The sequence below is a fragment of the Azospirillum sp. A29 genome, from assembly GCF_042604625.1.
In the GTDB taxonomy this organism is placed as follows: domain Bacteria; phylum Pseudomonadota; class Alphaproteobacteria; order Azospirillales; family Azospirillaceae; genus Azospirillum; species Azospirillum palustre.
In genome coordinates, this window is the sequence record NZ_CP170467.1 from 462,903 (window position 1) to 474,958 (window position 12,056).

Genomic DNA, 12,056 nt, shown 5'->3' on the forward strand with positions numbered 1-12,056 from the left:
GGGTCCCCGGTTCGGGACCTTCCGCGTGTTCGTATCCTACATACCAGATGCATGCAATCCGTTGAGATGTCCAGGGGGATAGGCGTGAATTGCGCCCACGGCCGGCCTCAGCGCGGCAGATCGTCCCCCTCCGGCGCCAGCGCTGCCAGCAGAGGCTTGAGCGCCTGCGCATCGCGCATCGCCAGCCCCATCACCGCAACGCCCGCGGCCCCGGCCGCCCGGCATCCGGCTACCGCATCCGCCCGGTCGAGACCGCCCAGCCCGATCACCGGCATGCCGCAGCGCACCCCGAGATCCACCCATCGCCGCAGGCCGGCCTCGCCCAGGCAGGGCCCGTAACCGGGCTTGCTGGCGGAGGGGAAAACCGGCGAGACGGTCACGTAATCGGCCTGCCCGGCCGCCCGCGCCATCGCCTGCGCGCCGTCCGAGTCGTGAAGCGACAGCCCGATCAGCGCCCCGGCCCCCAGCAGCACACGCGCCGCCGCAGGATCGCCGCCGGCCGGCAGATGCACCCCGCCCATGCCGGCCGCGGCGGCCAGCGCCGGGTCGCCATGCAGGGTGACGCGGGCTCCCCACGGACGGGCGCACGCAATCAATGCGCGAGCCAGATCCAGCCTTTCCCTATCGGGCAAGTCCTTGTCTCGCAAGGAAAGCCAACGCACGCCGCAGGCGAACAGACGCTCCGCCACCTGCGGCAGCGGCCGGTCGGCCAGCCTGCGGTCGGTGATCGCCAGCAGCGGCGGCTCAGGCAATGGCGTGGGGCGTGAAATGGGGCCGAGTCCTTCGGTTGGGCCGGTCATCATCGCAGGGCCCGTCTCTTTCGGCCAGTCCCGGGACGGTCATTTTCCCATTCTGCGGAAATCCAGCGGATACAAATCGACAATCCGCATGCCTGTTGTCCGTCCGACAAATGGTTCGTATTGACATCATCCGTCAAACTGATGATCGTAGAGTCGGGCATGGGGCATTTGGCATGCCAGCAACCCCAAGTTGGTGGCAGAGAGCCTCAGCCCATCGCCTTTTTTTCCGGACCGGACATCAGAAACCAACGATGCGGCCAAACGAGAGCCCAAGGTCCGGCAATCCGAACGAAACATGTCGCCGAACAGAACATGTCGGGTAATGGGGAGGAAGGACATGGTGCGTGACACGCACGGCAATACGGCCCAGGTCGCACCCTGGGGCGGGCGCTGGATGCAGTTGGCCATCGGCATCGTCTGCATGTCGATGATCGCCAACCTGCAATATGGCTGGACCCTGTTCGTTGAGCCGATCGACGACAAGCATGGCTGGGGCCGCACCGCGATCCAGGTGGCCTTCACCATCTTCATCGTCACCGAAACCTGGCTGGTGCCGGTCGAGGGCTGGTTCGTCGACAGGTTCGGTCCGCGCATCGTCGTGCTGGTGGGCGGCGCGCTGTGCGCCCTGTCCTGGGCCCTGAACGCGGTGGCGGATTCGCTGACCCTGCTCTATCTCGCCGCGGTGATCGGCGGCATCGGCGCCGGCGGCGTCTATGGCACCTGCGTCGGCAATGCGCTGAAATGGTTTCCCGACCGCCGCGGGCTGGCCGCCGGCCTGACCGCCGCCGGTTTCGGCGCCGGCTCCGCCCTCACCGTCGTGCCGATCGCCACCATGATCGAGACCTCGGGCTTCGAAAACACCTTCATGACCTTCGGCCTCGGCCAGGGGATGGTCATCCTGGTGCTGGCCTGGTTCATGACCGACCCGCCGAAGCACGGCTATGGGCAGGCGCGCGGCGGCTCCGCCCCGCAGCGGCGCCATTACACCCCGCAGGAGATGCTGCGGACGCCGGTCTTCTGGATCATGTACGGCATGTTCACCATGGTCGCCGCCGGTGGCCTGATGGTGACGGCCCAGCTCGGCCCCATCGCCACCGACATGGGGCTGATCGACGCCCCGGTCAGCATCCTGGGCCTGACCCTGCCGGCCCTGACCTTCGCGCTGTCCATCGACCGGGTGATGAACGGCATCACGCGGCCCTTCTTCGGCTGGGTGTCCGACCATATCGGGCGCGAGAACACCATGTTCATCGCCTTCACCATCGAGGCAGTGGGCGTGATGGCGCTCAGCGCATACGGCGCCGACCCGGTCGCCTTCGTCATCCTGACCGGTCTGGTGTTCTTCGCCTGGGGCGAGATCTTCAGCCTGTTCCCGGCCTGCTGCGGCGACACCTTCGGGTCGCGCTTCGCCGCCACCAACGCCGGGCTTCTCTACACCGCCAAGGGCGTCGCCGCGCTGCTGGTGCCGGTCGGCAACCTGATGGTCGAGGCGACCGGCAGCTGGCAGACCGTCTTCTACAGCGTCGCCATCGTCAACGCGCTGGCCGCCTTCCTCGCCCTGTTCGTCCTGAAGCCGCTGCGCGCCCGCTATGTCGCGGCGGCCACCAGCGCCACTCCTCGCCTGACCACCCGGCTGGCCGACTGAGACCCAAGGCGTAGTTTCAAGAGACGCCCGGTCCCGCGGAAATCCCGCCGGGCCGGGCGGCCTCTTTTTTGGAAGCGCGCTACCTGACCACCATCCGGTCGAGCAGGATTTCCCTCACCCGCACGCCGCGCAGTTCGCGGTCGAGGACCCCGGCAATCGTGCTCTTCATCAGCATCGCCCCGTCGGCGCCGGTCAGCTGCTGCGGGTCGAGCTGGCGCATGCGGTCGGACAGCCGGTCGGTGATGCGGGGGACATAGGGGTCGGCCACCTTGCCGTCCACCGACGGGTCGATCTCCAGCAGCACCTTGACGTCGACCATCCGGGCATCGTTGCCACCCAGGCTGAAGGTCATCAGCGGCAGCGCCGCGTATTTCTTGTCGGGTCCCAGCTGTGTCTGGGAGGCCGGGGCGCGGTTGCGGGTGGCGACCAAAGCTGCGGTGCCCCCCAGCGCTGCCAGCACCAGCAGCAGGCCGGTCAGAAGGATTGGCATCAGGGAAACCGTTTCCCCCTGCCGGTTGCGACGAACGAGCCGCAAAGTGGCCTTTCCGCCCCCATCGCGGGGGCCACGAAACCTATCGGGGATCCTGCCCGTCCGGGAATGCTAGGCGCACAACAAATGCCGGTCAAATGTCGATCATGCCGGCAACTGCCAATGTTAAGGCCCCAATCTTCGGTCGGTCAGCAGGCGGGGATCACCGGCACATTATCGATCAGCCGGGCCTTGCCCATCCAGGCGGCAGCCAGCAGGCGGGCCGGCCGGGTAACGGCGCTCACCGGCTCCAGCGTTTCGGCGTCGCGCAGCTCGACATAATCGATGGTGCCGAAGCCGGCCTCGGCAATGCGGCCGCGGATGCCGGTCAGCGCGTCATCGACCTCCGCCCCTGCCGCCAGCGCGGCGGCGGCGGCGGTCAGCGCCCGGTTCAGTTCGGGCGCGCGGGCACGCTCGTCGGCGCTGAGATAGGCGTTGCGCGAGGACATGGCGAGCCCGTCGGCCTCGCGCACCGTCGGCAGCCCTTCGACACGGACGGGAATGTCGAGATCGCGGGTGAAGCGGCGGATCACCATCAGCTGCTGGTAATCCTTCTCGCCGAACACCGCCACGTCGGGCAGGGCCTGGAGGAACAGCTTGGTCACCACCAGCGCCACGCCGCCGAACATCTGCGGCCGGAAGGTGCCGCACAGCCCCTTCGCCGGACCGCCGACCGAAATGGCGGTGGCGAAGCCCTGCGGATACATGGCGCGCACGGTCGGCGCGTAGAGCGCGTGGCAGCCGGCCGAGGCCAGCTTGGCGGCATCGCCGCTTTCATCGCGCGGGTAGCGGTCGAAATCCTCGTGCGGAGCGAACTGGGTCGGGTTGACGAAGACGCTGGCGACCACCCGGTCGGCCAGCTCGCGACCGCGCCGGATGAGGCCCAGATGGCCGTCATGCAGGGCGCCCATGGTCGGCACCAGTGCGACGGTCAGCCCCTCCCGGCGCCAGGCGGCGACCTGGGACCGCAGGTCCTCGACCGTCCGCAGGATCGGCAGAGTGCCGGCGGACAGGGTGCCGATCAGATTGGAAGACGACGGGGCGGCGGTCGGTGTCATGGCGTCGGTCCTTGGCACAGCGAAACGGGCGCTGGATACCCCGACGGACCGTTCCTGTCCAGAAAAGCTTTCCGCAGGACAGACTGTTGCCGAACCGTCATGGTTCGGCACCCGCGGCGGAAAGGGCGACCTCCCTCTCCACCGCGGTTTCGGATCAGCGCTTGGCCATCAACGCTTGAAGGTGATGCCGACCAGATAGGCCAGGTTCGCCCAGGCCAGCAGCGTCGCCAGCAGCGCGGTGAAGGACGGCACCAGGATAACCGAACCGATGATAACGGCCAGGACGGCGACCAGCAGGGCGAGGGACAGCAAAGCGATACGGTTATCGTCCATGTGAGTTGGCTTTCCGAAGCGGGTGACAGGAATGATGCCCTGTCTAGCCTATTGCAGCGCAAAAGGGGCTGATCTGCGTCAATCGACCGCGGGATCGCCCGTCACATAAGAATTTTTCGATGTTGGCCGTTCCGGTTCGCCCCTGCGTCCGCAATTCCCGTCGGGCGGAGTGGGAAGCAAAAAAGGCCCCGGACAATCGTCCGAAGCCTTTTTTAATGGTGGGCGCGACAGGGATTGAACCTGTGACCCTTCGCGTGTGAAGCGAATGCTCTCCCGCTGAGCTACGCGCCCGAACCGTAAAACTCTGTACCGAACTCTTTTGCGTCGCGACCGTCTTTCGTCGGCCCCGCCGCTGCGGTGGGCGGGTTTCTACGGCCTTCCCCACCGGGTGTCAAGCATCAGATTCATCCCCATCTTAAAAAAGATTGCCCACCCGAAATGACGCCCCGAAAACGCCGCCCCCGAAAATGTCCCGACGACCGCAGGAGCTTTGGACCGTGCCCCAGCCCAGCCCCCGCCGCCTTCCTCGCCATCTCCCCCGCCCTGCCCGGACAGCCCTGATTGCGGCCGGCCTTTCCCTGCCCCTGCTTCCCCTGGCAACAGCCGTGGCGTCGGCGGAGCCGGTGAAGGCGACCTACCGGGTCTTCGTCGGCGGGGTGACCGCGCTGGATGTGAATGCGACGCTGGACGTGGCCGGCGACCGCTACCGCATCGCCGTGTCGGCGGTAACCGGCGGCACCATCGGCCGGCTGTTCAGCTGGCGCACCGACTCCGAGAGCGACGGCCATGTCCGCGGCGACGACCTGCGGCCGGACACCCACCGCCAGACCAGCCTGCTGCGCGGCGAGCCGCGCAACGTCACGCTGACCTACGGACCGCAGGGCGACGTCTCCACCAGCGTCACGCCGCCGGCGGACAAGGACGACCGCGAGCCGGTGCCGCCGGACCTGCAGCGCGGCACGCTGGATCCGCTGACCGCCGTGCTCGACCTGCTGTTCGCGGTGGGGGCGAGCGAGGGCTGCGACCGGTCGCTGCCGGTGTTCGACGGTCGCCGCCGCTACGACATGGTGTTCAGCGAGGTGGGGCGGCGGATCGTCGACCCGTCGCGCTACTCGATCTTCTCCGGTGTCGCCCAGCAATGCCGGGTGAGTTACAAGCCGGTGGCCGGCTATGCCCGGTCATCGTCGGGCGGCCGCTTCTGGCAACGCAACAACCCTGCCGACCGGCCGCCGGTCAATCTGTGGTTGGCTCCGGTTGCTGCCGGCTCTCCGCCGCTGCCCGTCCGGCTGGAGACGGACAGCGATTTCGGCAGCGTGGTGGTCCACCTGACCGGGGTCACGCCGCCAGCGGCAGACCGCCCGGCCGGAGCCTCGCCGCAGACTGTGCGCTGACCGCGGCGGCCGGCCCGGCCGGTCCCGTTGTGGAGCGGGTGTCCAGGATCAGGTCGGACAGCGCGATGCCGACCCGCCGCGCCGCGTCGCTCAGCGCCGCCGCCGACGGCCAGAGGAAACAGCCTTCCAACTCGAGCATCCTGCCGTCCAACAGCGCCGCAAAGCCGCCCAGTTTGCCCATATGAACGATCCGAGCCATGCGAGAGGCCATGGTGGAGTTCCTTCCCATCGGCTGCCGCCGTGACACTGGCCGGACGGCCGCGAAGCACGCCGCCGTCCGACCCGCACCCGGCAGGTTTTTGATTGATTGTCGTGCCTGCCGGCTGCGGCCAACGTCAGCAGCAGGACGGTGAAAGCCAGCGAGCCGGCTGTCAGGGCATCGTCCTGCATCATGGCGCGTCCTCCCCCGGATCGGCGTCCCGTCACCCGGCGGCGCCGGATCGACCCTTGTTAGTCTATGGGCTTTGCGGTTCCGGCACGCGGGTCCTGAGGGATACCCCTTCCGTTCAAAGGGATAGTAACGGCGTATGTACCCGCCGGTATCGGGATACAGATCGCCTCTGTGTCGGTGAGCGGCACGTCCTGAACCTACTGACGGTTGAAGCCATCACAGGTTAATGACAAAATTGAGACCGCGTGCAATGTCGCGCCAGCCCACGAGTTACCGTCTCTGGAAATGTTCCGGACCACTCACGGCTGGAGGACATCGCACAGTGCCGGCGATCAAAGGGAACACTGTCGTTGTGTTGGAGCAAAACGCGGTTCTGCGCCTTGGCATCGAAGCATTGCTGGAGTCCTGGGGATGCCAAGTCGTTTCCGGCGACAACCTGGATGACATCATTGCAGACACCAGGGCAGACAATCTCCGTCCGACGGTGTTGCTTCTTCCTCCGACGAACGGCCAGGAGACCGGCGACCAGCTGGCCAGCCGCTTCGAAGCCGAAATCGGCTATCCTCTGCCATGGATTGGCATCACGGGAGATTCCAGCCTTCTCCAGCGCTGGAAAGCCGGCGCCTTCAGCGGAATCCTGCTGGAAATGCCCTGCTCGCCCGAGACGCTCCGGGCTGCCCTGCTCAAGGCACTGCGGCAGAAGCACGGATCTTCCAGCCCCCCCACAGCCTGAAAACTCTCTGCACCGGGCATCGCGATATCGGCCCTTCGTGCAGGACCGGCCCCAGACAGCCCACCTGACCGCGCGCCCCGGCTCCGGTCAGGTTTCCGGCTGCGCCCTGCATGGCGCCCCTGGCCAGACGTCATCGGACCTCGCCAGCTGGATGGCGGGATGACTATGACGGCTCTGCGATCCAGGCTACTCAGAAAAAGACCGGTAGCCGGCTGTGGGTACCGTGCCGCGCGGACCTAAAGGCCGAATTGACGCAGGGGAAACGAAACGCTACTTCGGTGACAATACTGTTCAACTCCGCTCCCGAACGGCCCCGGGACAGAATAGGATTTGGCGGCGCCCTGATCTTGAAAAGAAAAGATTAGCCGGAACCGAAAGGAAAAATTTCCATGATCTGTGAAAGGCGTCATCCTCTCTGCCGGCGGAATTCGGCCGTCCTGCCCCGGAGATCGCGGCCGGCATCGGATACATGTCCCTGAAAGATCCCGAGCCCCATCAGGCCGGGCAGACCGGTGGGAACGGGTGAGCGCAGCCATCGCCAAACGGCAAGACGACAGACGGAAACCACAAGAAACTGAGCAGGCAACCCGTTGGAAACATTCATTTATTGCAGATTGAAACAAAAGTTGACTTGGGCTTCCATGCTGTGCTGTGGCACACCACTCTCGGAAATGCGGATGGTGCGGCGCCCACTCCCGTAGAAGCGCCGTCCTGTCCAGCAGTGATGTCTTAACGTTTACCAGCTTCAAGTACGTCGCCTTCATCGACCGGCTTTTCCTTCCACTTCAAGGCTCGACCAGGAACATCACCATGGCCCATCGTCCGCTCGCCTGCGTGATCCTCGCCGCCGGCAAGGGCACGCGCATGAAATCCGATCTGCCCAAGGTGCTGCACCGGGTTGCCGGCCGGCCGATGGTCGGGCATGTGCTGGCCGCGGTGAAGACGCTTGACCCTGACCATGTCGTGGTCGTGGTCGGCCCCGGCATGGACAGCGTGGCCGCCGCCGTCGCCCCCTACCCCATCGCGGTCCAGCACGAGCAGCGCGGAACCGCCGACGCCGTGCGCGCCGCCTTCGGTCTGCTGGAAGGCTTCGCCGGCGACGTCATCGTGCTGTACGGCGACACGCCGCTGGTGACGCCGGACACGCTGCGCGCCCTGGTGCAGGCGCGCCGGCAGGCGGCCGACCCGGCCGTGGTGGTGCTGGGCATGCGCCCCGACGATCCCGGCGCCTATGGCCGCCTGATCCTGAACGCCCGCGGCGGGCTGGAGAAGATCGTCGAGTATCTCGACGCCAGCGAGGAGGAGCGCGCGGTCACCCTGTGCAACGCCGGCCTGATGGCGTTCGACGGCGCGCGCATGTTCGACCTGATCGGCAGCGTCGGCAACGACAACGCCAAGTCCGAATATTACCTGACCGACGTGGTCCAGATCGCGCGCCGCGCCGGCATGGCCTGCGCCGTGGTGGAGGCCGCCCCGGCCGAGGTGGTCGGCGTCAATTCCCGCGCCGAGCTGGCGGAGGTGGAGAAGCTGCTGCAACGCCGCCTGCGCAAGGTCGCGATGGACAACGGCGCCACGCTGATCGACCCCGACAGCATTTTTCTCAGCGTCGACACCCGGCTCGGCCGCGACGTGGTGGTCGGCCCCGGCTGCTTCTTCGGCGCCGGCGTGACGGTCGGCGACCGGGTGGAGATCAAGCCCTACTGCCATCTGGAAGGCGTGCGCATCGACAGCGGCGCCGTCATCGGCCCCTATGCCCGCCTGCGCCCCGGCGCCGAGATCGGCCCGGACGCCCACATCGGCAATTTCGTCGAGGTGAAGAACGCGGTGATCGAAGCCGGGGCCAAGGCCAACCACCTGACTTACATCGGCGACGCCCGCGTCGGCGCCAAGGCCAACATCGGCGCCGGCACCATCACCTGCAATTACGACGGCTTCTCCAAGAGCCGGACCGACATCGGCGCCGGGGCCTTCATCGGCTCGAACAGCGCGCTGGTCGCCCCGGTCGTCATCGGCGACGGCGCCATCGTCGGCGCCGGCAGCGTGGTGACGATGGCGGTGGAGGCGGACGCCTTGGTGGTCGCCCGCGGCAACCAGAAGGCGTACGCCGGCTGGGCGAAGCGTTTCCGCGAACGGAAGCAAAACGAGAAAGCAAAAAAGGCGTAGGATCGGTCCGGGATCCGTTTCTCTCCGGCTCGTCAGCCGGCACCTTTTTCAGGAGCATCAGGTCCATGTGCGGCATCATCGGTATCAACGGCATCCACGACGCGTCTCCCCGGCTGGTGGAGGGCCTGCGCCGGCTCGAATACCGCGGCTATGACAGCGCGGGCGTCGCCACCCTGGTGAACGGCCATATCGAGCGCCGCCGCGCCGAGGGCAAGCTGGCCAACCTGGACATGAAGCTGCGCGACCAGCCGCTGTCCGGGACGGTCGGCATCGGCCACACCCGCTGGGCCACCCATGGCGGCCCGACGGAGAACAACGCCCACCCGCACGCCACCAAGCGCGTGGCCGTCGTCCACAACGGCATCATCGAGAATTACCAGGAGCTGAAGGACGAGCTGACCGGCCACGGCTATGTCTTCGAAAGCGCCACCGACACCGAGGTGATCGTCCATCTCGTCACCTACTACCTGGACCAGCAGGGCATGACCCCGGTCCAGGCGTCGGCCGCCGCCTTCAAGCGCTTCACCGGCGCCTTCTCCCTGGTGCTGATCTTCGCCGGCGAGCATGAGCTGATGATCGGCGCCCGCCACGGCACGCCGCTGGCCGTCGGCTATGGCGACGGCGAGATGTATCTGGCGTCGGACGCCTTCGCGCTGGCGCCGCTGACCAACCGCATCTGCTATCTGGAGGACGGCGACTGGGTCGAGGTCAGCCGCACCGCCGCCATCGTCCACGATGCCGCCGACACGGTGGTGGAGCGTCCGGTGAAGACCACCGCGGTGTCCGGCGCCCTGATCGGCAAGGACGGCTACCGCCACTACATGCTCAAGGAAATCTACGAGCAGCCGCAGGTCATAGGCGACACGCTGAACGCCTACATCAACCCGGAGACCGGCACCTTCACCCTGCCGGACTTCCCCTTCGATCTGGCCGGCGCGTCCAAGCTGACCATCGTCGCCTGCGGCACCGCCTATTACGCCGGCTTCGTCGCCAAATACTGGTTCGAGACGCTGGCCCGCATCCCGGTCGAGGTCGACATCGCCTCGGAGTTCCGCTACCGCGAGGCGCCGCTGCCGCCGGGCGGCATCGCCCTGTTCATCTCGCAGTCGGGCGAGACGCTGGATACGCTGGAAGCCCTGCGTTACTGCAAGCGCCAGGGCCAGAAGATCCTGTCGATCGTCAACGCCCCGGAAAGCACCATCGCCCGGGAATCCGACGCCGTGCTCTACACGATGGCGGGGCCGGAGATCGGCGTCGCCTCGACCAAGGCCTTCACCACCCAGCTGACCACGTTGGCCTGCCTTGCCGTCACCGTCGGCCGTGCCCGCGGCGCCATCGACCAGGAGCGGATGCAGCAGATCGCCCACGCGCTCCGCGAAGTGCCGGCCCGCGCCGCCGACGTGCTGGCCCATGACGAACGGCTGAAGGAGCTGGCGCAGGAGGTGTCCGAGGCCCGCGACGTCCTCTATCTCGGCCGCGGCGCCATGTATCCGCTGGCCCTGGAAGGTGCGTTGAAGCTGAAGGAGATCAGCTACATCCACGCCGAAGGCTATGCCGCCGGCGAGCTGAAGCACGGCCCCATCGCGCTGATCGACGACAATGTCCCGGTGATCGTGCTGGTGCCGTCCGACGCCCTGTTCGAAAAGGTGGTGTCGAACGTGCAGGAGGTCTGCGCGCGGTCGGGCAAGGTGCTGCTGCTGGCCGACCGGAAGGGCATCGACAAGCTGAAGGACAAGGTCCGCTGGTCGGTCGAACTGCCCGCCTGCGACCCGCTGGTCGCCCCGCTGCTCTACGCCATCCCGGTGCAGCTGCTGGCCTATCACACGGCCGTGCTGAAGGGCACCGACGTGGACCAGCCGCGCAATCTGGCGAAGAGCGTGACGGTGGAGTAAGCGGGGCATTCTCCGTGGACAAATTGTTTACGGAGAATAAAGTCTCATACTGAATGACCTTGCACCGTCTGGGGATTCGGCGCACCAACGAAAGAGGTGGCTGCACCCCGGAGGTGCCATGGCTCGCCGCCGTTACCCGTTCGACGAGGACAGGATCCCCCTCTTCCACAAGGAAGGGCGGTGCTGGAGAAATGCACCCGGCACCTTTGCCACGTCGCCTGGAAGACCCGGGTGACGACGGCTTTGATGCCGTCATGGGCGTCGGAGATCAGCTGCTGGTGGCGGCATAATCACGCCCGGAGTCCGCCCGAAAGGCGGCTCCGCGAGCCTCGAAGCGTGGAAAAGCGCTCCATCCCGACCGGAACGGGCGATGGAAACGCCCGTTTTCCCGCGGCCTGCTATAACGCCTTGCTGGGTGCCGGCGTGATCAAGAAGCCGCCGATGGCTGGTACACTGTGAATGCGGGCATCGTTTATTTGGCAGATGCCGGATCCAACGTGGCCTCGATCCAAGCACGCGTCTGCTCCAGAACCTCATCCGAAAGCGCCCTGTCGTCGATCGCGCGCGCAAGGATCACCGCCCCCACCATCGCAGCCCAGGATCCGATCGCCGCGCGGCGCCTGTCCTCCGCCTCGATATCCGGGAGGGCTTTCGCCACACGCTCGATTTGTGACCGCAGGCCGGCCGTCATGGCGGCGCGGGCAGCCGGCGTCTGGTGGCGGATATCCGCGACAAGGCCCGCCGTGGGACAGCCGGCGGCAGGATTGTCGCGATGCCGGGGCGCAAGATAGTCGGCAAGATAAGCCCGGAGATCGAGGCCTCTACTGTCGCCCCTTGAGAGGGCATGGCCAATCGTCTCGGCGACAAGATCGTCCTTCGAGCTGAAATGACCATAGAATCCGCCGTGCGTCAGACCGGCGGCCTTCATCACCTCGGACACGCTGACGGCGTCGAACCCTTTCTCGCGGAACAGTCTGCTGGCGACATCCAGGATCCGATCGCGATTCTCCGCCATCTTCTCTCGACTGACCTTCATTTCAAATTTCTCCACCGGCCCCATTGACACAATCATGATCATCATCATAATTAGGCAATCATGATGATGATCATGATTATAGGTT

The 12,056-nt window shown here is 66.5% G+C and carries 11 protein-coding genes, 1 tRNA gene and 1 pseudogene; 5 read left to right on the forward strand and 8 right to left on the reverse strand.

Annotation, left to right across the window (positions count from 1 at the left end):
- Positions 1 to 107: 107 nt before the first annotated feature.
- Positions 108 to 803 carry a thiamine phosphate synthase gene (locus tag ABNQ38_RS30190; RefSeq protein ID WP_377810985.1) on the reverse strand — a complete coding sequence of 232 codons (696 nt, stop codon included), beginning with the start codon at positions 801 to 803 and terminating at the stop codon, positions 108 to 110.
- A 334-nt stretch (positions 804 to 1,137) separates the two neighbouring features.
- Between ABNQ38_RS30190 and oxlT the strand changes: the two genes are divergently transcribed.
- Entirely contained in the window at positions 1,138 to 2,445 is a 1,308-nt protein-coding gene (oxlT, locus tag ABNQ38_RS30195) for an oxalate/formate MFS antiporter (protein WP_377810986.1), read from the forward strand.
- A 79-nt stretch (positions 2,446 to 2,524) separates the two neighbouring features.
- Here the strand turns inward: oxlT and ABNQ38_RS30200 are convergent, their stop codons facing one another.
- The 4 genes from ABNQ38_RS30200 to ABNQ38_RS30215 all read right to left on the reverse strand — a co-directional run bounded on the left by ABNQ38_RS30200 (position 2,525) and on the right by ABNQ38_RS30215 (position 4,656).
- A complete protein-coding gene (locus ABNQ38_RS30200; protein WP_109446978.1) occupies positions 2,525 to 2,935 on the reverse strand; it encodes a flagellar basal body-associated FliL family protein in 411 nt (136 codons plus the stop codon).
- 188 nt (positions 2,936 to 3,123) lie between these two features.
- A complete protein-coding gene (gene panC, locus ABNQ38_RS30205; protein WP_377810987.1) occupies positions 3,124 to 4,032 on the reverse strand; it encodes a pantoate--beta-alanine ligase in 909 nt (302 codons plus the stop codon).
- Between the two features lie 168 nt (positions 4,033 to 4,200).
- Entirely contained in the window at positions 4,201 to 4,365 is a 165-nt protein-coding gene (locus tag ABNQ38_RS30210; protein ID WP_377810988.1) for a sugar tyrosine-protein kinase, read from the reverse strand.
- A gap of 216 nt (positions 4,366 to 4,581) precedes the next feature.
- Positions 4,582 to 4,656, reverse strand: a tRNA-Val gene (locus tag ABNQ38_RS30215).
- 314 nt (positions 4,657 to 4,970) lie between these two features.
- Here ABNQ38_RS30215 and ABNQ38_RS30220 point away from each other — a divergent pair.
- The gene (locus tag ABNQ38_RS30220) at positions 4,971 to 5,756 is read left to right on the forward strand and encodes a DUF3108 domain-containing protein (RefSeq protein ID WP_377810989.1); all 786 of its coding nucleotides are present in this window, start codon (positions 4,971 to 4,973) and stop codon (positions 5,754 to 5,756) included.
- Here the strand turns inward: ABNQ38_RS30220 and ABNQ38_RS30225 are convergent.
- Positions 5,701 to 5,967, reverse strand: coding sequence for a hypothetical protein (locus ABNQ38_RS30225; protein WP_377810990.1), 267 nt, complete (start codon positions 5,965 to 5,967; stop codon positions 5,701 to 5,703). The genes ABNQ38_RS30220 and ABNQ38_RS30225 overlap by 56 nt on opposite strands.
- Positions 5,968 to 6,469: 502 nt before the next feature.
- Here ABNQ38_RS30225 and ABNQ38_RS30230 point away from each other — a divergent pair.
- From ABNQ38_RS30230 to glmS, 3 genes are all read left to right on the forward strand, one after another.
- Entirely contained in the window at positions 6,470 to 6,880 is a 411-nt protein-coding gene (locus ABNQ38_RS30230; protein ID WP_377810991.1) for a hypothetical protein, read from the forward strand.
- Positions 6,881 to 7,690: 810 nt separating this feature from the next.
- Positions 7,691 to 9,043: a bifunctional UDP-N-acetylglucosamine diphosphorylase/glucosamine-1-phosphate N-acetyltransferase GlmU gene (gene glmU / locus ABNQ38_RS30235; RefSeq protein WP_377810992.1), complete on the forward strand. Its 1,353-nt coding sequence runs from the start codon at positions 7,691 to 7,693 to the stop codon at positions 9,041 to 9,043.
- 65 nt (positions 9,044 to 9,108) lie between these two features.
- Positions 9,109 to 10,935, forward strand: coding sequence for a glutamine--fructose-6-phosphate transaminase (isomerizing) (gene glmS, locus ABNQ38_RS30240; RefSeq protein ID WP_377810993.1), 1,827 nt, complete (start codon positions 9,109 to 9,111; stop codon positions 10,933 to 10,935).
- A gap of 173 nt (positions 10,936 to 11,108) precedes the next feature.
- Here glmS and ABNQ38_RS30245 read toward each other — a convergent pair.
- Positions 11,109 to 11,207 (reverse strand): annotated as a pseudogene (locus ABNQ38_RS30245) (transposase); the annotation flags it as partial.
- Between the two features lie 200 nt (positions 11,208 to 11,407).
- Positions 11,408 to 12,019 carry a TetR/AcrR family transcriptional regulator gene (locus ABNQ38_RS30250; protein ID WP_377810994.1) on the reverse strand — a complete coding sequence of 204 codons (612 nt, stop codon included), beginning with the start codon at positions 12,017 to 12,019 and terminating at the stop codon, positions 11,408 to 11,410.
- Between the last annotated feature and the right edge of the window lie 37 nt (positions 12,020 to 12,056).